Source organism: Pseudomonas entomophila (genome assembly GCF_013523125.1).
Lineage (GTDB): Bacteria > Pseudomonadota > Gammaproteobacteria > Pseudomonadales > Pseudomonadaceae > Aquipseudomonas > Aquipseudomonas entomophila_B.
On sequence record NZ_JAAMQJ010000037.1, the window covers coordinates 1 to 19686 of the forward strand.

The following is a 19686-nucleotide window of genomic DNA, read 5'->3' on the forward strand; positions in this document are numbered from 1 at the left end:
CCCGCTGATGCTGACCAGCGTCAAGCTCGAGCTGCGCGCCGAAGGCATCGACGCCGTGCACGTCAGCGCACGCTGCAAGCTGCAAGCTGCAAGCTGCAAGCTGCAAGCTGCAAGCTGCAAGCTGCAAGCTGCAAGCTGCAAGCTGCAAGCTGCAAGCTGAAAGCTGAAAGCTGCAAGCTGCAAGCTGCAAGCTGCAAGCTGCAAGTAAAAGCAGGACGCAGGCGCCTCTGAAAGCACCGCCGGCCTGCTCCTGCTTGTAGCTTGTAGCTTGTAGCTTGTAGCTCATGACTTACCGCTCACCACCGCTGCGCCGCGTCCTGATCGCTCTGGCGTCCTTCCACCCACCGTGGGCCATCGGGCGTGGTCTCTTTCTTCCAGAACGGCGCCTGGGTCTTGAGGTAGTCCATGATGAAGTCGCAGGCCTGGAAGGCGGCCTGGCGGTGGGCGCTGGCCACGCCGACGAAGACGATCGGCTCGCCCGGCTCCAGGGCGCCGATACGGTGCAGCACGTGCACGTTCAGCAGCGGCCATCGTGTCCGCGCCAGTTCCACGATCTTGGCCAGGGCCTTTTCGGTCATGCCAGGGTAGTGTTCGAGGAACATCCCCGCGACGTCACGTCCGTCGTTGAAATCGCGCACATAGCCGACGAAGCCGACCACCGCGCCTACCCCGACATTGGCGGCGTGCAGGGCTTCCAGTTGCTGGCCGGGCTGGAACGCGGCCTGTTGCACCTGAACGCTCATGCTCAGCCTCCGGTCACGGGGGGAAAGAAGGCGACTTCATCGCCGTCCGCGACCGGCTCGTCGAGCCGGCACAGGTCCTGGTTGCGCGCGCACATCAGGTTCTGTTCGCCCAGCACTGCATGGGCCTCGCCCTTGGCCAGCAACGCGCGGCGTACGTCGTCGAGCACGGCGAACGTGCCCTCCAGCGTCTCGCCCTCGTGCCCGATCCGCTCGCGGTAACGCGCGAAGTACACCACTCGAACCTGCATCACGCCTCCGCCTGATAAGGGCCGCTCTTGCCACCGGTCTTTTCCAGCAGGCGCACCTGCTCGATGACCATGCCTTTGTCCACCGCCTTGCACATGTCGTAGATCGTCAACGCCGCGATGCTGGCGGCAGTCAGGGCTTCCATTTCCACGCCCGTCTGCCCTGCCAGCTTGCAGCGTGCGCTGACGTGCACGGCGTCGATGCCTTCGGCGCGCAGCTCGAGCTTGACGCTGGTCAGCATCAGCGGGTGGCACAACGGGATCAGGTCGCTGGTCTTCTTGGCGGCCTGGATGCCGGCGATGCGGGCCACGGCGAATACGTCGCCCTTGGGGTGCTCGCCGTCGACGATCATGCGCAGCGTCTCCGGGCGCATGCGCACCCGCGCCTCGGCGATGGCTTCACGGGCGGTGACGGCCTTGTCGGTGACGTCGACCATGGCGGCGCGCCCTTGGGAATCGAGATGGGTCAGCACGGTTTTCCTCCGGTAAGAGGCAAAGAGTGTAAACCCGAGGTCGAGGTTCCCGGAACGGAAAACGCCGGGCGGCGAAGCGCCCGGCAGATGGGGAGGATTACAGGTGCGATTCGGCGTATTCGGCCAGCACCGACCGCGGCACGCCCTGCAGGGTGATGTGCACGCCGTGGGGGAAGTCCTTGAAGCGCTCGGTCAGGTAGGTCAGCCCGGAGCTGGGGGCCGACAGGTAGGGGGTGTCGATCTGCGCCAGGTTGCCCAGGCAGACCACCTTGGAGCCCGCGCCGGCCCGGGTGATGATGGTTTTCATCTGGTGCGGCGTGAGGTTCTGGCACTCGTCGATCAGGATCAGGCTCTGCTGGAAGCTGCGTCCGCGAATGTAGTTGAGCGACTTGAACTGCAAGGGTACGCGCTCGAGGATGTACTCGACGCTGCCATGGGTGTTCTCGTCGTCCATGTGCAGCGCTTCGAGGTTGTCGGTGATCGCGCCCAGCCAAGGCTCCATCTTCTCCGCCTCGGTGCCGGGCAGGAAGCCGATCTCCTGGTCCAGCCCCTGGACGCTGCGGGTGGCGATGATGCGCCGGTAACGCTTGCTGACCATGGTCTGTTCGATGGCGGCCGCCAGGGCCAGGATGGTCTTGCCCGAACCGGCGGCGCCCGTGAGGTTGACCAGGTGGATGTCTGGGTCCAGCAGCGCGAACAGCGCCAGCGCCTGGTGGATGTCGCGCGGCTTGAGGCCCCAGGCCTCCTGGTGCAACAGCGGTTCCTGGTGCAGGTCGAGCAACAGCAGCTCGTCGCCCCGCACCCCTTTGACCCAACCGACGAAGCCTTGCTCATCGACGATGAACTCGTTGACGTGCACCGGGGAGATGACGTCGTTGAGGTGAACACGGTGCCAGGTACGGCCGCGCTCCTGGCGCGTCTCGACCTTGTCGACCCGGTCCCAGAACGAACCGGTCACCGAATGGTACCCCTTGGACAGCAGCGACACGTCGTCGACCAGCTGGTCTGTGCTGTAGTCCTCGGCGGCGATGCCACAGGCGCGCGCCTTCAGGCGCATGTTGATGTCTTTGGTGACCAGCACCACGCTCAAGTCCTTGCGCCGGGCGCGCACTTCCAGGACCTGGTTGATGATGATGTTGTCGTTGAGGGTTTCCGGCAACAGCTGGGCCGGGTCGTTGCGCGAGGTCATCAGGATCGAGAGGTAGCCTTTCGGGCCGCTCTTGCCGCGCTGGATCGGCACACCGCGCTCGACGTCCTGGGGCGAGGCGTCCCCCAAGGTCTGGTCGATCAGGCGGATGGCCTGGCGGCATTCGGCTGCGACGGTATGCTTGCCGGCCTTGAGCTTGTCGAGCTCTTCGAGCACGGTCATCGGGATGGCGACGTAATGCTCCTCGAAGTTGAGCAACGCATTGGGGTCGTGGATCAGGACGTTGGTATCGAGCACATACAGGATTGGCTGGTCGGAAGAAGGGGTGCGTCCTTGGTCATCCATACTCTGTCACCTTATGTGGGAGCCAGACGGCGCGCTATCACCGCGCCGCGAAGTGACACCGTTCTCCCCGTATCCGCGTCGTTACGGGCGGGAAGCGCACCTGCAGCCAGGAGGGCCTGGATGACGCCACCTGTGCTGCAGGATTCGGCTGTCCACTTCCTAAATACCGCAAACCCATGGCAGGCAACAGCGTTTTCCAACGGATGGGCAGTTTATTTTTTCCGACTGACCGCGCACCTTGGATTGTCGTCCAGGTACGACTACAGTCAGTGGTCAACCTGCTCGTGTTCGTCCTCCGTCGGCACGGCCGCCTCGGCGTCCTGCCCCGCTTCGTGCGGGGGCGGCGCCTGAAAGTCCCCATGGCAATCGGCCCAGCCGATCCCGCTCTGGGCGGTGAGCGCCAGCAGCTGCTGCACCGCAGGTTGCGCCTTGGCCGAGGTCTCGGTGAACTGCACGATGCCCTGGCGCCAGAGCAGCATCAGGCTGAGCACACGCTGCGCCGACTGCTCGGCACTGAGCGGCCCGTTGTCCTGCGCATCGATGTCCCACAGCGAAACCCGCAGCTGCCGAGCGGCCATGAACGCCTGACCGTCCTGGCGCCGCTGCCCGTAGGGCGGGCGGAACCAGCCGACGTACTGCTGTGGCGCGTCACCCTGGATCCTGGCCTGGCTGCGCTGGAGCGAGGCCTGCCAGTCCTGCCACTGCGCGTGGGAGCGGTACTCCCACCCTTGCAGGCCGACGCAGTGGCCGGCATAGCGCTCGCGCAGCGCAGCAGCGGAGGTGGCGTCGCGGCACTGCTGCCAGCGGCTGCCCAGCACGAAGAACAGGCCCGAGACCTGCTGCTGGCGCAGATAATCGGCCAGCGTTTCGGTCGCGCCGTCCATCGGCCCTGGGCCGCCGACGACGCTGAGCAGGAACAGGCGATCGCCGAACGTGCCGCCGGTGCCTTCCGGGTCCAGGAAGCGCTGGATCTCGCTCTCCAGGCGCGGCAACAGCGCGGCCTTGCGCAACAGGTCGTCGAGGTAGCGCTCATGGAACTGTCGGCTGGGTTCGACCCACCCGGCGTAGAACGCGCCGACCTGGGTGTCGAAGGTCGCGGCCAAGGTGCGCAACTCGGCCAGGGACTGGGCCGGGAAACAGAACGAGGCATCCTGCTCGCAGCTTTGCAGGGCCTGCTGGTAGTTGTCCCACAGCCGCCCCCACATCCTGGCGCGCACGGCGCGCACCGACTGCAGGTTGATCAGGCGCAGTTGCAGGCGATCGGCCAGGGCCTGCTCATCGAGCGCTTCGCTCTCGTGCAGGACCTGGGCGAAGGAGAGAATCTGCGCACGCGAGGCGACGTCGAACAGCACCGGGCTGTCCAGCCGCTCCGGCCAGACACTGCGGTCGAGGCTGACGAACGACGTCGGCGCGGCCTGGGCCGGGGTGGCGAGGAAAATGGCCAGGACGATCCAGGCGACACGCATGCGGCAACTCCCTGTAGACGAGCCGCGTACTATAGCCGCCGCCGGCCGGTCGTGGCAGGTCGAGACGCACGAGGGTTTGGCGTGATCTGTCAGCCGTTTTAGAATCGTCCGCTGACTTCAGGAGCCGAACCATGCTGGCCGTACTCTCACCCGCCAAGACCCTCGACTACGAAACCCCGCCGGTCACCCAGCGGCACACCTTGCCGCAGTACCTGGACCATGCCCAGCTGCTGGTCGACCAATTGCGCGATTTTTCGCCCCAGCAGATCGCCGCGCTCATGCACCTGTCGGACAAGCTGGCCGGGCTCAACGCCGCGCGCTTCGGCAGCTGGACGACGGACGTCACGCCCGACAACGCCAAGCAGGCGCTGCTGGCGTTCAAGGGCGATGTCTACACCGGGCTGGACGCCGACAGCCTGGGCGAAGACGACTTCGACCATGCCCAACAGCACCTGCGGATGCTCTCGGGGCTGTACGGGCTGCTGCGACCGCTGGACCTGATGCAGCCGTATCGCCTGGAGATGGGCACACGCCTGGCCAATGTCCGGGGCAAGGACCTGTACGCCTTCTGGGGCACACGCCTGAGCGAAGGGCTGAACCAGGCCCTGGCCGACCAGGGCGATGACGTGCTGGTGAACCTGGCGAGCAACGAGTACTTCGGTGCAGTCAAGCGTGACGCACTCAAGGCGCGGGTGATCGACATCGAGTTCCGCGACTTCAAGAACGGGCAGTACAAGATCATCAGTTTCCACGCCAAGAAGGCCCGTGGGCTGATGGCGCGCTTCATGATTCAGGCGCGCATCGAGGACCCTGCGCGGCTGAAGGCGTTCGACGTGCAGGGGTATCGGTATGCGCAAGACGCCTCGAGCGCAGACAAGCTGGTCTTTCTGCGTGACGAGGCGCCTTGAGGCGACACGGTCCGGACGACCTGACGCCCGTGCAGGGCGTCAGGTGCCAGGATCAGGCGATGCCGTCAGCACTCAGCCACGTCTTACGTCAAGCTCGCCTTTGACCGTGGTGCGTGGCTCGTTCGAACGGCTGAGGTCGAACGTATAGGCGAAGGCCACATGGGTCATGTCTTCGTTGCACGAGACCTCCGTGACGGTGAAGGTACTTGGGTCTGCCGGGTACACGCCCTGCCCTACCAGAAGGGCAGCCTTGTCGGGCGTCACGACGCCTTCAACCACGCTGAAGCCAAGGCGTGCGCCCGCCTGCACGACATCCTGTGCGTCGTATTCCAGCAGGGTGACGAAGCCCTTGGACACACTGGCGTCGTAATGAAGCTCGAAGCGGTTGGCCGTGAAATGAGCGATATTCATGAACGCCGGGTCGATCGACGCCGATCCGGAGCCGGTCGCTGTCAATTCGCTACTGTCAAAAGACGAAAGCGCGCTCTGATAGTCGACACAGAATTTCCCGTTGGTGATGGAAAACGCCTGACCGTTCTCGGCTTTGCCATGAAATTCAAAGTGGGCAGCCTGCAGGATGCCTGCGTCTTTGTTCCACTGCAGGCCCGTCACCTTCCCACCTGTGGCATAGCCGCCGGTCGAGCTAGCAAAATAGGCCCACACGCCTTGCTCCCCAGCGCCAATCTCATGATCGCCCTCCTCGAGGCTGGCGGGGAAGCCCAGAAACATGTAGATCGGATCGGAAGCTTGAGCACCGTCCACGTTTTCCTCGCGGAGCATGCCCAGAACACCTACCGTGCTGTCGGTCTGAGAGAAATGAACCGACGTCGCGACGAATTGATCGCCAGGTACCCACCCAGCGGGCGAAACCTTGGCGGACAGCGAGCCGGTGGCGTTGTCGGTCTGCGAAGCGTCAGTGATCCTTTGGTCGATGTGCATGATCGTGTCCTCTGATGACTGCGTGATGCAGCGTTACAAAGACCCTAAAGGTTTTGCTCGAGGCCGGACCACTGGCAGAAGTGCTAGCCCTGCCGTGACACAGGCCTTTTGAAGGCAAGATCCTGACGGGATAGGATGTCACTTTCACTCCAAGGACATGGCCGCTCATGATCATCGGTGCATTGCTCATCCTGACCTGGCTGGTGCTGCTGCTGCGCTATCCGGCCAAGGCGCTGGCGATTTCGCTGGCCGCGGTCTGCGGGCTGGGCCTGGTGGCCGTCTGGGTCGCCTGGCAGGATCACCGCGAAGCGGCGCAGCTGGCACGCCTCGAGCTTCGCCTGCACTACGCGCCCGACCAGTGCCCTGCTGATCGCGCCTTGCGGGCGGAGATGAAGAACGGCAACGACGTACCGCTGGTCGCACTGCGCTGGCAGGTCGCCGCCTATGCGCCGGGCGACACGATCAACCTGGCCGCGACCACCTATGATTCGCCCCGTTACCAGGGACCTGGTCAGCTGCAGCCTGGCGCCACGTGGAGCGATTGCCTGCCCCTGCCATCGATACGCACGGGTTATCGGGCGCAGACGTTGACGTTCCGCGCCGAGCAGTTGCAAGGTCGCTTCGCCGATTGAGCCGCCCTCCTTCACACTGACAGGTAACCGTGCATGTCCGTCGTTCTGATCACCGGCTGTTCCAGTGGCATCGGCCACGCCCTGGCCGAAGCGTTCCGCGATGCGGGTCACCGTGTCTGGGCCACCGCGCGTCGCACCGACGACGTCGAGCGGCTGGCCGCTGCCGGCCTGCGCGGCTATGGGTTGGACGTGAACGATGCCGCGGGTGTGGCGGGCCTGGCCGAGCGCCTCGAGGCCGAGGAAGGCGGATTGGACATCCTGATCAACAATGCAGGCTACGGCGCCATGGGACCGCTGCTGGACGGCGGTGCCGAGGCGCTGCGCCGGCAGTTCGAGACCAACGTGTTCGCCCTGGTCGAGGTGACGCGCGCGCTGTTCCCGCTGTTGCGCCGCCGTCGGGGCCTGGTGGTGAACATCGGCAGCGTCTCGGGTGTTCTGGTGACGCCGTTCGCCGGCGCCTACTGCGCGTCCAAGGCGGCGGTGCATGCGCTCAGCGATGCGCTGCGGCTGGAGCTGGCGCCGTTCGGTGTGCGGGTGATGGAGGTACAGCCAGGCGCCATTGCCTCACGTTTTGCCGCCCACGCCGAGCGCCAGGCCGAGCAGGTGCTGACCCCGGCTTCACCCTGGTGGCCGCTGCGCGATGGCGTGCGGGCCAGGGCCCGGGCCTCGCAGGATCGGCCCACACCGGCGACGGTGCTGGCCCGTGAGGTGCTGCAGGCGTGTTCACGCCAACCTGTGCCGATCCGGGTGCGGGTGGGCAACGGCAGCCGGGCATTGCCCTGGCTGGCTGGCTGGGTGCCACGGCGGTGGCTGGATTGGGCATTGAAGAAGCGTTTCGGCTTGTTGCGCTCGCTTTAGGTCAGGACCCTGCCCATGCCCGGCATAGGTGGTGACTGACCAGCCGCTATCGCTGGCAAGCCAGCTCCCACCAAGGCCAATGTGGCCGGTCAAAACGTTGGTGCATGCTCGCTTTGTGAGAGCGGGCTTGCCCGCGATTGAACCAGCAAAGACAGCTGCTCCCAGTAAGGCCAACACAGCCTGCCAAGAAGGGGCGCCTGTGGGCTTGCCCGCGATGGCCCCTGCCAGGGGCCTGGGCTTCATGCCTCGTCACAGTCACCGAGCGACGCTGGTCAGCCTGGCCGTCCTCTCCTCTTCAAACCAGGACGACGTCAACTACTCGAACGCCTGCCACCCACCGCCCAATGCCTTGTACAACCCCACCAACGCCTGGGACACGGCCGCCGAACTGTCGATCCATTGTTCTTCGCTGGCCAGCAGCGCACCTTGCACCGTCAGCACGTTGACGAAATCCACTGCCCCTTCCACATACTGCCGCTGGGCCGTTTCCAGGGCGATCCGGTTTTCCTTCACCGCCTCGGCCAGGCGATCCCGACGTAACTGGCTGGCGTTGTACAACCGCAGGACATCGTCGATCTCGTGCCAGGCGCCGAGCACCACCTTGCGGTAATTCAAGGCGGCCTCCTGCTGTTGCGCCTCGCGCAGGTGCAGGTTGCCTTTGAGCCGCCCGCCTTCGAAGATCGGCAGCGACACCTGCGGCCCTATGGCGAAGCGTCGCGCATCCCAACCGGCGAAGTCGGACAGTTGCAGGGCCTGCAAGCCCACGCTGCCCGACAACCGAATGCGCGGGTAGAAGTCCGCCTGGGCCACACCGATGTTGGCGGTGGCGGCATGCAGCCGGGCTTCGGCCTGGCGGATGTCCGGGCGACGCGCGGCCAGTTCCGACGGCAGGCCGATGGCGAAGGTCTGTCGGGGCGTGGGCAGGTCGGCCTCGGCCAGCAGTGTCGCCTGCAGGCTGCGTGGCGGCTCGGCGGCCAGCAGGCTCAGCGCGTTGATCAGCTCGTCCCGGCGCGCTTCGAGGCTGGGCAGGCGCGCTTCGATAGAGGCCACTTGTGCGCTGGCCTGGGCGACGTCCAGGCGCGTGGCGACGCCTTCGGCCTGGCGGCTACGCGACAGCGTCAGGCTGTGCCGGGCGACGTCGAGGTTTTCCTGGGTCACCCGCACGGTGTGCTGGGTCGCGCGCAACTGGATGTAGTCGCCCGCCGTCTCGGCCAGCAAGGCCAGGAGCACGCCACGACGGTCGTTCTCTGCCACCGCGACGGAGGCATCGGCCGCTTCCACCTGGCGGCGCACCCGTCCCCACAGGTCCAGTTCCCAGCCGGCGACCAGATCGCCCTGCCAGAGATCGTAGGCTGACTTGCCACTGCGTCCCGACGGGTCGTTGAGGCCTTCGGCACTGTTGCGTGCACGGTCGTAGCCTGCCTGGACACCGACCGACGGCACTTCGTCGCTGGCCACGCTGCTGCGCAACGCCCGGCTTTGCAGCAACCGCGCGCTGGCCATCTTCAGGTCGAGATTCTGCCGAACGACCCGCTCGATCAAGGCGCTGAGACGATCGTCGTGGAAGGTATCCCACCAGCGCGTCTCCACGGGCTGCGCCTCGGGCAGGCTGGGCGCGGCCTGCCCTTGCACGGGTTGCCAGGTGGCAGGCGCCTGGGCGTCCGGACGCTGGAAGTCCGGACCCAGGGTACAGCCGGCCAGCAGGAGGGCAGCCAGCAACGGGCTCAGACGTGTCAGGGCGCTCATCGTGCGCTGACCTGCGTGCCGTCCAGAGACGTGTCCTGGGTATCGACGGTCGCCTCGACCGACATGCCGACCCGCAGCCGCGCCAGCAAGGGCTGGCCGTCGTCGAAGACGATCTTCACCGGGATCCGTTGGACCACCTTGGTGAAGTTGCCGGTGGCGTTGTCCGGCTTGACCGCCGCGAAGGTCACGCCGGTGGCCGGAGCGATGCTCTGCACGTGGCCCTGCAGCACCTCGTCGCCAAAGGTATCCACGCGCAAGGTGACGGCCTGGCCGGGCTGCACGTGGGTCAGCTGCGTTTCCTGGAAGTTGCCCACCACATAGGCCTGGTGCAGCGGCACCACCGACAGCAGCCGGGCGCCGGGAGTGACGTACGCCCCTACACGCAACGCACGCTCGCCGACCATGCCATCGACCGGCGCGACGATGCGCGTGTAGGACAGCGCCAGGCGGGCCTGCTCGACGCCCGCCTCGGCACGCTTGAGCTGACCGTCCGCACTGGCCACCTGGGCCTGCAGCACGTCCACCTGCTTGCGCGTGGCCAGCAACGCCGCCTGGGCGTTGGCCTGCCGGGCGCGGGCCTGGTCGACGCGACTGCGTGCCTGCTGGGCGTTCTGCACGGTCCCTGCGCCCTGCTCGGCCAGACGCCCGTAGCGCCCGACCTCCTGGGTGGCGAACGCCGTTTCGGCCTTGGCCGCCTTCAACGCGGCATCGGCCTGGGCGATCAGCGCTTGCTGCCGCTCCAGTGTGGCCCGCGCATCGACGCTCTGCGCCCGGGCGACCAGCCGCTGGGCTTCGGCGGCATCCAGCGCGGCCTGGTAGTCCCGCGCATCGAGGGTCGCCAGCAATTGACCGGCTTTGACCTGCTGGTTGTCTTCCACCAGCACCTGCTCGATGAAGCCAGCGACTTTCGGCGCGACCACGGTGTAGTCGGCGACCACGTAGGCGTCGTTGGTGCTCTGGTGCTCGTCGCTGCCGAGCAGCCAGGGCCCGACGAGGGCCGCCAGCACGGCCACGGCGAGCACCGAGCCGAGGATGAGGGTCTTGCGAGGATTGTTCATGTGCAGAGTTCCGAATGCAGTCCCAGGTCAGGCCACCGCGCGCGGTGGATAGACCCGGGTAGGGACCAGAGGAATGAGGCAGATCAAGGCCACGGCAACCCCCGCCAGGACCAGGTAGAGGTCGGCCGAGCTCAGCACCGCGGCCTGTTCGTGAATGCGTCGGGCCAGGCCGGCGGCGCGATCGTCGATCAGCGGCGCGTTGCCCAGGCTGTCGACCAGGTGGTTGGAATGAAAATGCCGGCGCAGCGTCCCCAGCGCTTCGAGCAACCCACCGGCGATCACTGCCGACAGGCCCTTGACCGTGTTGAACCAGGCCGAGGCGAACGGCCCTTCCTGCGGGGTCATGCCATTGGTCGACATCATCAGCAACGGCAGCACCGACATCGGTTGGCCGAACACCTGGAGCAGGTAGAACCCGTAGAAGTCGTCACGGATCCATTGCGAGGTCAGCAAATGGCTGCCGACGCAGGACAGCGCCATCAGGCTCAGGCCCGTGGCCAGTACCCAGCGACAATCCACCGCCCGGATATTGCACAAGGCGGCCGTCAGGGGCAGCGCGATCAATTGCGGCAGGGCCACCAGCAGCATCAAAGGGCTGACCTGTGCAGGTCGGTAGCCCTGCAACTGCGCCAGGTACGCCGACGGCAAGCTGCCGCTGCCCGACAGCACGATCAACACACCGGCCAGGGTCACCAGGGCGAAGCTCAGGTTACGCCGCCCCAGCAGGCGCAGCTGGAAGAACGGCAACGGCTCGGACCATTCGTTGTAGAGAAACAGCACCAGCAACACCAGGCCACCGCCCAGCAGCCAGGTGATCAGCGGCGAGTCGAACCAGCCCCAGCGATCCCCGAGACTCAGGCCCAGCACCAGGCAACTGATCGCCGGCAGCCCCAGGAGCACGCCGCGCCAGTCGAACTGGGCGAAGCGTTCCAGGCGCAGAGGGTCCTGGGGCAAGCCCCAGCCCACGCAGGCCATCGCCACCAGGGACGGGACGATGATCTGCCAGAACGACCACTGCCAGCCGACGTACTCGGTCCACAACCCGGCCAGCGGCGTGCCCAGGTTCGGCCCGAAGGTCGCGGTCAGCGCGTAGCAGGCCAACCCGTAGATCTTGATGCCCGGCGGCAGGAAGCGCAGCGCCACGCTCATCAGCATCGGCGGCAAGGCACCGGACGCCAGCCCCTGCACCACGCGCAGCAGCATCAGGCTGTGCAGGTTCGGCGCATAGGGCTGGGCCAGGCCCAGCACGGCAAACAGGCCGATCGCGGTCAGGGTGAACCGGCGCAGCGAGAAGGTCGCCGCCAGCCAGGGCGAGAAGGCCATGGCCGACACCGAGGCGGCCGAGTACACCGCCAGTAGCCAGGCGCCTTCATCGGCGCCGATGCCCATGGCACCGCGGATGTCGGCCAGGGACAGCTTGATCACGCTCTCGTTGAGGCCCGCGCACAGCACCGCCAGCAGCACGCCGAACAGTCCGGTGACCACCCGTGGGCCGAAGGTCGTGTGCGCAGGCGCGACAGCCGGCGGTGCGACGGGCGCGGTGGAAGACAGGGACAGCGACGCCATGGAGCAGACATCTCCAGCAACAAATTAGGGAAGCTGGGCATTCTAGGAGCGCGACAGGCTGACGAAAATTGACTTGTCGGCAGGTTTAGATTGCGTCTGGCGCAATGGTCGGAGCGCTGGAGCGTGCTTTTGCTGCACGCTCGACGGGAGCAGGTGGGCGTTAGCGCTCAGGGTCGTCGCTGCAGCAGCGCTTCAAGAGCTGGCGTAACCAGCGGTGCGCCGGGTCATGGTGGAAACGCGGGTGCCAGGCCTGCATCACGACGACCCGTTCCATGGACAGCGGGATCTCGAACGAACGCAACGGCAGCCCGAGCTTGGCGACGCTGTTGAGGATGTTGGCCGGCATCGGCAGGATCAGGTCCGAGTCGGGCAGCGAGAACATCGCCGAGTGGAAGCTGGGCGTGATCAGCGCGACCCGGCGCTGGGCCTTAAAGTTGGCCAGCTCCACATCGATCGGCCCGTTGGCGCGCCCACGCCGGGACACGCTGATCTGTGGATAGACGGCAAAGCGTTCGGGCGTGATCGACGTCTCGAAGATCGGGTGGTCACGCCGGGCCAGGCCGATGTAGCGGGTATGGAACAGGCTCTGCACCTTAATCTCGGGGCCCAGGTCGATGCTCGAGCTGATCAGCAGGTCGGTGCGTCCATCGCGCAGCACGGCATCGTCGTCGCCGCCGGTTTCCGGCACGAAACGCAGCACCGTGCGGGGCGCCTGCTCGTGCATCATGCGCAGCAGCTGTGCGCCGTACAACGCGATGAACAGGTCATTGGTGCGGATGTTGAAGGCACGGTCCAGGTTCGCCAGGTCCACCTCGTCACCGCTGCGAAACACTTGCCCGGCCTGCTCGACCAGCGCGCTGACCTGCTCGCGCAACGCCAAGGCCCTGGGGGTCGGCACCAGCCCTCGCCCCGCCCGCACCAGGACCGGGTCGCCCAACGCGTCGCGGATCCGCCCCAGGGTCCGGCTCATGGCCGCCGGGCTCAGGTTCATGCGCTGCGCGGCGCCTACCACGCTGCCTTCGTCGAGCAAGGCGTCGAGGGCGACCAGCAGATTCATGTCCGGGAGTTGCATGACCGTTTTCCATGGCAAGGTGAGACGACGCAGCTTAACAGCTGGGCGGATTGCGCCGAGCGCAATTGGTGAGTGCGGCACGCGGCATTTTTCGCGCGGGGCCGAGGTGGTACATCTGTCGGCGCTGAGCCCGGTCGGCGCCTGATGGCGGCCGTTCGCGACTCGATGCCCACCGCCACCGCTGCCGCCAAGGAGCCCGCATGCCCCGCACCGTCCTGATCGCCATCGACGCTTCCGCCGCCGCCCATGCCCTGCTGGCGCTGGCCGAACGCTATTGCCAGCCTCAGGCCCACGAATTGCACGTGCTCCTGGCCATCGACGCGACTTTCGCCGTGCACGAGCGTCCGGCTGCCTTCACGGAACAGGAACTGGACGAGTTTCCCGCCGCCTGCGAAGAGCAGCGCCAGGCCGACCAGGCCATGGCCGGCGCACTGCGCCGGCTGCGCGAAGCCGGATTCGCCTGCAAAGGCACCATGCTCACCCAGACGCCAGTGGAGGCGATCGTGACCCAGGCGGCCACGCTGGACTGCGAGCTGATCATCATGGGCCACCGCCACCTGTCGCGCCTGGGCCGGCTGCTCGACCCATCGATCAGCGCCAAGGTGATCGACCAGGTGAGCGTGCCGGTGTTGGTGGGGGTAGCTTCAGGCAGCAGTGATTCATAAGCCGGCTGACGCCAGCGCAGGCCTTACGTTGGCCTGTTCGTGCACATGTGATGAACAGGCGGTCGACAAAGTGCGTCAGCCAACGCTGGCCTTCCCAGGGACTTTCAGTATCCTGCGCTCTATCCTGAACAGCCTTTTCCCCGCCGCCCTGAGCCTCAGAGGCAGCTCGTCTGGCGATCAGGCTGCCTTACGGCGCATCAGCCAGATACGATCGTCGTACGATCTTGACTCCTTCAGCCAGCGTTTCGATGTGCATCTTGACCGGCCATAGCCTGTCGTAGGGTGTCTTGTAATGCCCGCTGTAGTTGGTCATCACGATGTTCCCTTTTATCATCTTGAACTCCCCGGCCGCCACGACAACAGCGCTGGTGCCATACCTCTCCGCAGCAAGGTCCGCGAAGCTCGCATGTGTCGAGTACACCTTGGCGTGATCGAAACTTCCAACAACCAGCTCACCGCGCTCGGTGACCAGCCACTTGTGCGTATGTGAACTCGATGCGTTCAGGAGCTTGGCGAGAGGTCTTTGGGGGGTCACCAACTTCAGGCTTGCAAGACCCAGGCGCAGACTAGTCCGGGTCGTTTGGGTCTCCATCGAGAGTTGATGGGCATTGGTGTTCTTGAGCCTCGACAACGAGGTGACGCTCTTTGGTCCACCTGTCCACGCCTGCCATGTCCGCCGCAGCGAAAATCGGCCAGAGGGGTCTGTCTGATTGACAGGGTCGCCTAGGCAATAGACATAGGTGTTAGCGCCGCCTCGATCAAATGGACTCAGCCAATCCGGGCTCTGAAAGCGCATGAGCCTTGGGTTGTACATTCTGTGCCCATTTCCCAACGCATAATTGCCTGTCCCTGCATCTACGTGAACACCGCTGAATCCCAGCAGGCCGGCTGTACTGCCCAAGGCCTTGCAATAGCCATAAGGCCCGTACGCGTGCCGACCCTGTGATCTGAACGTGACCTTATTCATCCTGGCGACCACCCTCGACGATGCCTAATGAAGCACACTCAGCCACTATGGTCCAAAGGCACACGCTATGGTACTGACAGATCTATCAGTGCGTTCGAGCGTCTGGCTTCACCACCACCGTACAGGTCATCCCCGCCGCCAGCAGGAACCCATCCGGCACCTGGTCCAGGTGAATCCGCACCGGCACCCGCTGGGCCAGGCGCACCCAGTTGAAGGTCGGGTTGACGTCGGCGACCAGCTCGCGGCTCTGGGGGTTGTCACGGTCGTAGATGCCGCGGGCGATGCTCTCGACATGGCCCTGCAACTGCTCGCCGCTCATCATCTGCAGGTCGGCCGGGTCGCCCACCCGCACGTGCGGCAGCTTGGTCTCTTCGAAGAAGCCGTACACCCAGAACGAGTGCTCGTCGACCACCGCCATGACCGCCTCGCCAGTGCGGGCATAGTCGCCTCGATGCACGTTGAGGTTGGTGACGTAGCCGTCGACGGTGGCGACGATGCGCGTGCGTTCCAGGTTCAGCTCGGCGGCAGCCAGGGCGGCCTGCGCCTGTTGGTAGTCGGCCTGGGCAGCCAGGGCGACGCTGTCGGCGTCGTCGCGGTTCTCGCGGGAGATCACCAGGTTGTCCAGGTCGGCGCGGCGGCGAGCGTTGTCCTTGCGCATTGCCCAGGTCGCCTTGCGCGACGCGACCAGCGCCTGAGCCTGCTGCACGGCCACGCGGTAATGCGCCGGATCGATCTGCAGCAGCAGGTCGCCTTTCCTGACCCGCTGGTTGTCACGCACCGCCACGTCCACCACATAGCCGGGCACGTCGGCGGCGACGTTGATGATGTCGGCGCGCACGCGGCCGTCGCGGGTCCAGGGCGTGGTCATGTAGTGCAGCCATAGTTGGCGGCCGATGACCACCGCAGCGGTCAGCACGAGCAGGGTAGCGAACAGGCTGAAGAACTTTTTCATCGCGGATGTCTCACCAGTAGACCCACAGCGCCAGGGCGCCGAACAGACAGACGAACAGGCTCAGGCGCAACAGCGCCGGGTGCCAGAAGAAGCGGTAGCCATCGTGGCTGGCGATGTAGCGGTCCAGCCCCCAGGCCAGGCCTGCGGCGAACAGGAACATCAAGGTCATGGTGGGCAGGTAGACGCCGTGGAAGGCGATCTCACGGGGCATGGTGCAGTCCTTGGGCCGGCATCAGCGGCGAGCGGGGGTCGAGCAGCGAGCTGCGGATGAAGTGCAGGTAGCTTTGCACCCGGCGCAGCACCGAGGTGTCGAAATGCCGGGCGAAGGGTTCGTCGGCGGCCTGGACACTGGCGATCGCCTGGTCGACTGCCCACAGCGCACGTTCGTGGTTACCGGCGTTCGGTTGCAGGAACAGCCGCGCCAAGGCGCGTCCCATCACCCGGATTGCCTGGCGCCAGGGTTGCCATTGAGCGTAGGCCGGGTGCACGGGCATGTTCGCCTGCTCCTTGCGCAGCTCGATGACCGCATGGCCGATCTCCAGCACCGCGAACATCCAGCGCAGCAGTTCGCCCTGGACCTGGGGTTGCCCCGCTGCCAGCCCATAGGCCTGGTGCAGCAGGTCACGGGTGCGGCTGTCGAAGGCCGAACCCAGGCCGCGCAGACGACCACTGATCGCCCACAGCACCTGCTCGCGCAGATCGCGTTGCAGGCGGGTCCACAGCCAACGGCTGTTGGGCGGCAGGATGATCGCGCCAGCCGCTGCGCAGACCAGCATGCCCAGGAGCATGCCGAGGTAATCGTTGATGAAACCGTACGGGTCGTACACCGTCAGGTTGTTGGGCACGCTGCCGATGGCGAAGAACACCAGCAGGCCAATGCCATACCCGGCATAGGCCGGGCGCGAGGCGAGAAAGGCGCCAAGCGCGAACACCGGCGCCAGCACCAGGCAGAGCAACGGAAACCCATCGATCCAGGGAAACACGAAGAAGGTCTCGAAAAACCCCACCAGCGCCCCGAGCAAGGTGCCGCACGCCATCTGGAACGACAGTCGGCGGGGGTTGGGCGAGGCCGCCGAAAGCCCGGCGGTGACCGTGGCGATCAGGGTCATCATCGCCCCGCTCGGCCAGTCGCTGAGCAGCCAGTAGCTGCCCAGCAGCAACAGCACTGCCGCCCCGCGCACCCCGGCGGCCAGCGAGACCAGCCAGCTGGTCTGGGCCACGTAGGGTTCGTCCCAGCGCTCGCGTTCATGGGTGTGGGCGGCCAGCGACGCATGGGTCTGGGCATAGCTGTAGAGGTCGTCGATGAAGCGGTACAGCAACTCGAAAGCGGTGTGGAAGTCGAGCAGCTCCGCCTCGCTCGGCGCCCGCTCCAGGAAGGCGGCGCGCAGGGCGCGGACCTGCCCTTGCAGGCCGTCCTTGTAGGCGGCCAGCTCCAGGGTCAGGCGCACGGCATCGGCGTCGGTCAGGGCACGCCCGGCATAAGGCGCGAGCAGCTCGCTCAGGGTCTCCAGACCGGGGGCGAGCGCATCGACGAGCTGCGACGGCCCGCGCAGGCGCAGGCGCTCGAGCAACTGGTGCAGGGCGTTGAAACGCGTGCCGATGGCCATGAACTCGCTGTTCATGCGCATCAGCCGGCCGCTGCGCCGGCGCATGTGCGGGTCTTCGAAGGCGGTGACGTTGCGCAGGCTCTCCAGCCCCACGGCCTCGGCGATGAAGCGCACGCTGTCCTGCTCGAAGCGCTCACGCGAGCCGGCGCCCCGCAAGGCCTCGACCACGAAACCGGCGAACGCGCCGAAGCGCTGGTACAGGGCGTTGCGCATGGCCGCGCTGGCCGACTGCGGCAGGATCGCGGCGCTGACCAGGGTCGAGACCAGGATCCCCAGGCAGATCTCCAACACTCGCCAGACGGCGGCCATGAACGCGGCCTGCGGATGCTCCAGCACCGGCAGGCCGATCATCGCCGCGGTGTAGCCGGCCAGCACGAAGCCATAGGCGCGGAAGGTGCGGTAGCGCATCGCCCCGGCCGAGCACAGCCCGACCCACAGCGCCAGGCTGGGCAGGAACAGTTCGGTGTTCTGCGGGAACCAGGCGATCAGCGCGACCATCATCGCCGAGCCGGCCAGGGTGCCGAGGATGCGGTAGAAACTCTTGGCCAGCACGTGGCCGCTCTGGGGCTGCATGACGATGAACACGGTGATCATCGCCGTACGCGGTTGCGGCAGCTCCAGGCGCATGGCCAGCCAGAGCGTCAGGAAAGCCGCCAGCAGCACCTTGACGATGTAGACCCAGGTCACGCCGTCGGTGCGTGCCCAGGCGAGGAACCCGCGACGCCACTCCAGCTGGCCCAGCCAGCGCATGGGCGACTGAACGAGGTTCACCGGCCGCCCGCCCGCTGATCGAAGACGGCCAGTGCGCGTGGTACAGGCGGTACCGCCTCTTGCGGCGTGCCCGGCACGTCGCGCCCGGCCTGCACGCCACCGCCCAGGGCCGTCACCAGCTCGGCCTGCGCCACCAGCCGCGAGGCCTGCACCTGCCGTTCGATCTGCTGTTGGCGGAACAGCAGGGTCTGGGCGTTGAGCACCTCCAGGTACCCGGTCAAGCCGCGTTCGAAGGCCAGCGTGGCGATATCGAAGGTCTTGCGGGCGGTGGCCACGGACTCGGCGGCCAGCCGCGCCTGCACGTCCAGCGAATGACGGCGGATCAGCTGGTCCGATACTTGCCTGAGCGCGCTTACCAAGGTCTGGTCGTACTGCGCGACGGCCTCGTCGTAGCCCGCCGCCGCCATGCCCAGGCGCGCCCGCAGGCGCCCGCCATCGAACACCGGCAGACTGAGGGCGGGGCCGGCGCTGTAGTTGAATTTGCGCCCCTGGAGGAAGGACAGCGCACCACCACCCGTGGCGACGAAGCCCAGGCCAGCGACCAGGTCGACATTGGGCAGGAAATCGGCGTGAGCGACATCCAGGCCACGGGCCTGGGCGGCCACCTGCCAACGGCGGGCGACCACGTCCGGGCGCTGGCCCAGCAATTGCGCAGGCAACGCCGAGGGCAAGGCGATCGGCGCGCCCAGGTTCAGGTGCGGTCGGGTCAGACTGGTCCCGGCGCCCGGCCCCTGGCCTGTCAGCGCGGCCAGCTGGTTGCGCGCCAGGGCGATCGCTTCGTCCAGCACGTCGAGCTGGCGGTGGGTTTCCGGCAGCGGCGCCTGGGCCTGGCTCAGCTCGAACTCAGTGCCGATGCCGGCCGCCAGGCGACGCTCGGCCAGGGCGACGATCTGCTCCTGCTGGTGCAGCTCGTCGCTGACGATGTCGCGGCGAGCGAACTGCAGCGACAGACCGATGTAGGTCTTGACCACGCTGTTCTGCAACTCGAGTGCGGCCTGCCGGGCCTCGGCCACGCGCACATGGGCCTGGTCCAGGGCCTGCTCGCTGGCATTGCGCTCACGGCCCCACAGGTCCAGGGCATAGCTCAACCCAAGGTTGGCCTGGTTGTCCCAGGTCTCGGCCCCTGACAGCGCGCCGGGGCCGTAGAACTGATCCTCCGGCCAGGCATGTCGCTTGAGCGTCGTCTGGGCGGTGCCTTGCAGACGCTCGTCGGCCTCGACCACCCCGGCCAGGGCCTTGGCCTGGCGCACGCGGGCGGCCGCCAGCACCAGGCTTGGGCTGCCGGCCAGCGCCAGGCTGACCCAGTGATCGAGTTGCGCATCGCCGAACGCGTGCCACCACTGCTGGTCGGGCCAACCCGCCTCGCGCACCGCTTCGCGGATGGCCTGGTCAGTGGCCAGGGTATCGGCCGAGGGGGCCTTGCTCTGAGGCGCGATGCCCGCGGTGGAGAGGCAGCCAGTCAAGGTCAAAGCGAGAACACAGGCGCTGAGCGCAGGGAGCGCTCCGATGAGGCGACGCGACACGAC

Annotated in this window: 19 protein-coding genes; 4 read left to right on the plus strand and 15 right to left on the minus strand. The window is 66.5% G+C overall.

Annotation, left to right across the window (positions count from 1 at the left end):
• Nucleotides 1-296: 296 nt before the first annotated feature.
• The 5 genes from moaE to G7007_RS17175 all read right to left on the minus strand — a co-directional run bounded on the left by moaE (nt 297) and on the right by G7007_RS17175 (nt 4419).
• The gene (gene moaE / locus G7007_RS17155) at nt 297-743 is read right to left on the minus strand and encodes a molybdopterin synthase catalytic subunit MoaE (RefSeq protein WP_181103555.1); all 447 of its coding nucleotides are present in this window, start codon (nt 741-743) and stop codon (nt 297-299) included.
• A gap of 2 nt (nt 744-745) precedes the next feature.
• Nucleotides 746-991, minus strand: coding sequence for a MoaD/ThiS family protein (locus G7007_RS17160; protein ID WP_181103557.1), 246 nt, complete (start codon nt 989-991; stop codon nt 746-748).
• Nucleotides 991-1461: a cyclic pyranopterin monophosphate synthase MoaC gene (gene moaC, locus G7007_RS17165; protein WP_181103559.1), complete on the minus strand. Its 471-nt coding sequence runs from the start codon at nt 1459-1461 to the stop codon at nt 991-993. Before moaC ends, G7007_RS17160 begins: the two co-directional genes overlap by 1 nt.
• A gap of 97 nt (nt 1462-1558) precedes the next feature.
• Nucleotides 1559-2953 (minus strand): PhoH family protein, encoded by a 1395-nt coding sequence (locus G7007_RS17170; RefSeq protein WP_181103561.1) that lies wholly within the window; start codon nt 2951-2953, stop codon nt 1559-1561.
• A 266-nt stretch (nt 2954-3219) separates the two neighbouring features.
• Nucleotides 3220-4419 (minus strand): polysaccharide deacetylase family protein, encoded by a 1200-nt coding sequence (locus G7007_RS17175; RefSeq protein WP_181103563.1) that lies wholly within the window; start codon nt 4417-4419, stop codon nt 3220-3222.
• Nucleotides 4420-4550: 131 nt separating this feature from the next.
• On the opposite strand from G7007_RS17175, the gene yaaA reads away from it, so the two are divergent.
• Nucleotides 4551-5327, plus strand: a complete 777-nt coding sequence (yaaA, locus tag G7007_RS17180) for a peroxide stress protein YaaA (protein WP_181103565.1) — start codon at nt 4551-4553, stop codon at nt 5325-5327.
• A 72-nt stretch (nt 5328-5399) separates the two neighbouring features.
• Here yaaA and G7007_RS17185 read toward each other — a convergent pair whose 3' ends face one another.
• A complete protein-coding gene (locus tag G7007_RS17185) occupies nt 5400-6266 on the minus strand; it encodes a hypothetical protein (protein WP_181103567.1) in 867 nt (288 codons plus the stop codon).
• A 167-nt stretch (nt 6267-6433) separates the two neighbouring features.
• Between G7007_RS17185 and G7007_RS17190 the strand changes: the two genes are divergently transcribed.
• Together G7007_RS17190 and G7007_RS17195 are read left to right on the plus strand one after the other, a co-directional pair.
• Complete coding sequence (locus tag G7007_RS17190) at nt 6434-6898, plus strand: multidrug transporter (protein WP_181103569.1); 465 nt, start codon at nt 6434-6436, stop codon at nt 6896-6898.
• A 33-nt stretch (nt 6899-6931) separates the two neighbouring features.
• Nucleotides 6932-7756, plus strand: a complete 825-nt coding sequence (locus G7007_RS17195; RefSeq protein ID WP_181103571.1) for an SDR family oxidoreductase — start codon at nt 6932-6934, stop codon at nt 7754-7756.
• Between the two features lie 315 nt (nt 7757-8071).
• Here the strand turns inward: G7007_RS17195 and G7007_RS17200 are convergent, their stop codons facing one another.
• The 4 genes from G7007_RS17200 to G7007_RS17215 all read right to left on the minus strand — a co-directional run bounded on the left by G7007_RS17200 (nt 8072) and on the right by G7007_RS17215 (nt 13198).
• Complete coding sequence (locus G7007_RS17200; RefSeq protein WP_181103573.1) at nt 8072-9502, minus strand: efflux transporter outer membrane subunit; 1431 nt, start codon at nt 9500-9502, stop codon at nt 8072-8074.
• Entirely contained in the window at nt 9499-10560 is a 1062-nt protein-coding gene (locus G7007_RS17205; protein WP_181103575.1) for an HlyD family secretion protein, read from the minus strand. The genes G7007_RS17200 and G7007_RS17205 overlap by 4 nt, the downstream gene beginning before the upstream one ends.
• Nucleotides 10561-10587: 27 nt before the next feature.
• Entirely contained in the window at nt 10588-12126 is a 1539-nt protein-coding gene (locus G7007_RS17210; protein WP_181103577.1) for an MFS transporter, read from the minus strand.
• 160 nt (nt 12127-12286) lie between these two features.
• Nucleotides 12287-13198 (minus strand): LysR family transcriptional regulator, encoded by a 912-nt coding sequence (locus tag G7007_RS17215; RefSeq protein WP_181103579.1) that lies wholly within the window; start codon nt 13196-13198, stop codon nt 12287-12289.
• A 200-nt stretch (nt 13199-13398) separates the two neighbouring features.
• Between G7007_RS17215 and G7007_RS17220 the strand changes: the two genes are divergently transcribed.
• Complete coding sequence (locus tag G7007_RS17220; RefSeq protein WP_181103581.1) at nt 13399-13863, plus strand: universal stress protein; 465 nt, start codon at nt 13399-13401, stop codon at nt 13861-13863.
• Nucleotides 13864-14050: 187 nt separating this feature from the next.
• Here the strand turns inward: G7007_RS17220 and G7007_RS17225 are convergent, their stop codons facing one another.
• From G7007_RS17225 to G7007_RS17245, 5 genes are all read right to left on the minus strand, one after another.
• Nucleotides 14051-14830: an RHS repeat-associated core domain-containing protein gene (locus G7007_RS17225; protein WP_181103583.1), complete on the minus strand. Its 780-nt coding sequence runs from the start codon at nt 14828-14830 to the stop codon at nt 14051-14053.
• Between the two features lie 85 nt (nt 14831-14915).
• On the minus strand, nt 14916-15782 hold the full coding sequence (locus tag G7007_RS17230) for an efflux RND transporter periplasmic adaptor subunit (protein WP_181103585.1): 867 nt from the start codon (nt 15780-15782) through the stop codon (nt 14916-14918).
• Between the two features lie 10 nt (nt 15783-15792).
• Nucleotides 15793-15993 carry a DUF1656 domain-containing protein gene (locus G7007_RS17235; protein ID WP_181103587.1) on the minus strand — a complete coding sequence of 67 codons (201 nt, stop codon included), beginning with the start codon at nt 15991-15993 and terminating at the stop codon, nt 15793-15795.
• Nucleotides 15983-18139, minus strand: a complete 2157-nt coding sequence (locus G7007_RS17240) for an FUSC family protein (protein ID WP_181103639.1) — start codon at nt 18137-18139, stop codon at nt 15983-15985. The genes G7007_RS17235 and G7007_RS17240 overlap by 11 nt, the downstream gene beginning before the upstream one ends.
• A gap of 17 nt (nt 18140-18156) precedes the next feature.
• Nucleotides 18157-19683, minus strand: coding sequence for an efflux transporter outer membrane subunit (locus G7007_RS17245; RefSeq protein ID WP_181103589.1), 1527 nt, complete (start codon nt 19681-19683; stop codon nt 18157-18159).
• Nucleotides 19684-19686 lie beyond the last annotated feature (3 nt).